This is a genomic window from Burkholderia sp. AU44665, assembly GCF_030504405.1.
Classification (GTDB): domain Bacteria; phylum Pseudomonadota; class Gammaproteobacteria; order Burkholderiales; family Burkholderiaceae; genus Burkholderia; species Burkholderia semiarida.
On the sequence record NZ_JAUJRI010000045.1, the window covers coordinates 1 to 2104 of the forward strand.

General features: G+C 58.5%; 1 protein-coding gene. It reads right to left on the minus strand.

From position 1 onward, the window contains the following. Window positions 1-1494, minus strand: a 1494-nt coding sequence (gene ltrA / locus QZM15_RS33855; protein WP_302108025.1) for a group II intron reverse transcriptase/maturase, incomplete at its 3' end; no start/stop codon positions are given. Between the last annotated feature and the right edge of the window lie 610 nt (window positions 1495-2104).

The following is a 2104-nucleotide window of genomic DNA, read 5'->3' on the forward strand; positions in this document are numbered from 1 at the left end:
GCGGGAGACCCGGCTTCGGATCGCAGCACGCTGCGCGAAGTAGGCAAACCACTCACGGTCGTAGGGGTTCGCATCCGACTGGACTTTCGGATGCCGTTCGATGGTTACGCTTGCCGCCGTCCGAAGCGTCCGAAGCAGGGGATGACCGCTATCGTCCACTTGGTCGGTGGCGGCGGCGAATACCCATCGTCGCAGGCCGATTTGGTGGAAGTACCGTCGTCGTACCCATTCCGGAGGTTTCTTGGGGTGGCGTCGCTTGGCCCATTGCCATATTGCGTACCAGATATGGCTGTCCACGTTCGAGAAGGTCTCCTGAGCAACGACGTGGCGGTGATACATGGCCCAGCCGGTTATCACAGGATTCAGGGCGTCGATCAGCAGATGCTGCGGTGCCGACCGTAGCCGTCTAATGATGTCCCGAACCTTTTGCAGGAAGGACTGCACGTTCTTCCGCGCCGGTTTGATAAGCAACTTCTTGCCGTATCGCCGGATGTTCTGGCCAAGGAAATCATAGCCTTCCGTCAGATGGGTGATTTTCGTCTTCTCCGGAGCGAGTTCCAGTCCCCGATCTGCAAGAAACGCGGTGACTGCCGGAGTAACTGTGTCTTGCAACACTTCCCGGCTCACTCCAGTGATGACGAAGTCGTCGGCGTATCGCACAAGATTGACCTTGTGGACTATGCGATGTGACGGGTATTTGAAGACGGACGATAGAACCTTGTCCAACCCGTTCAGCGCAAAGTTGGCGAGCACAGGGCTGATGATGCCGCCCTGTGGCGTCCCTTCGGTTGTTCTCGCGAATACGCCGTCCTTCAAGTAACCGGCCCTCAGCCATTTCGCCAACACGGCCTTGTCCGTCGGCACATGCTTTAAGAGCCACGCGTGGTCGATGTTGTCGAAGCAGCCGCGGATGTCCGCTTCGAGAATCCACTGCGCCGAGACCCGTGCGCCCCGGTCTTTTGGGTTGCCGTGATATCGGGCGTTCATGAAGCATTGTGCTATCGCGTCATGAGTGGATCGCTCTTTTCGGAATCCATAGGATTGCCCGTCGGAGATCGTTTCGGATACGGGGTCGAGAGCGAGCAGGTATAGGGCCTGCATCGCCCGATCTCGCATCGTGGGGATGCTCAGCGGGCGCAGCTTGCCGTTACTCTTGGGTATATAGATACGCTTCAGCGGCAGCGGTTGATACCCGCACCGCTTCAGCGAGTCTATCGCCATGTATTTGGCATCCGGGGTCGACCAGAGCACTTTGTCGACGCCCGGTGTACGTTTGCCTTGGTTTTCCGTCACTCGTTTAACGGCTAATGCTTTGCCGTAGAACGAGGTGGTCAGCAGCCGTTGCAGGGCCTTGACCCTGTTCCAGCGACCGGCCTGTGTCGCCTTCACGATACGCGCCTGCATTCTTTTGACCGTGGCGTGGGCCGTGTCCCAGTCGATGCTGTGCCACGACGTACCTTGGTCGGCCAGTGCACACGTTGGCTGCCCGTTCATTTGCTTTCTCGCCTTCAAAGATTACGCAAGTTATCTCGTGATGAGAGACCAGTTGGAAGTCTGCCCACTTTCGTGTCGAGCGATGTTTCAGCCCGTATCCCGGCCATTACAGTCAGGCGTTCGCTTTCTCCAACCTCCTTTACCCACTCCGCCACCAGCTTTCCTTGCGGTTGGCCTGCCCGGTATGGGCGACGGGATGGGCTTACCCTGTTCCGCTATCGCAACGAGATGGCGACGGTTTTCCCTTTACGCCGGCGACGCTGTGTTCTGCGTGCACCCACTACAGACTGAATGCACCCGATCGCTTAGCTTTTGCCCTCAGCCTGACAGCACCTTTGGCTGGACTGTGCTCACGACGCTTGCGAGAATTCACTTCCGTTAACCATGCCACCCAAGCCCTTACGGCTCCCGCATTGGTGCTTGCAGGTGTCGCCTTCGCCTCGCGGCTCGGGCTAGGCCTCGCGGCCCCGATTGTTGTCCTCGATGCTCCGCACCCCGCCGTTACCAGCGACGCACGACCGAGTGGGCTACTGCTGGCAGAACAGCAGGTCTTGTCCGGTTGCTATTGGCAAGACAGTTGTGATAGCGACTTTCAGGTCGCACCTGTATG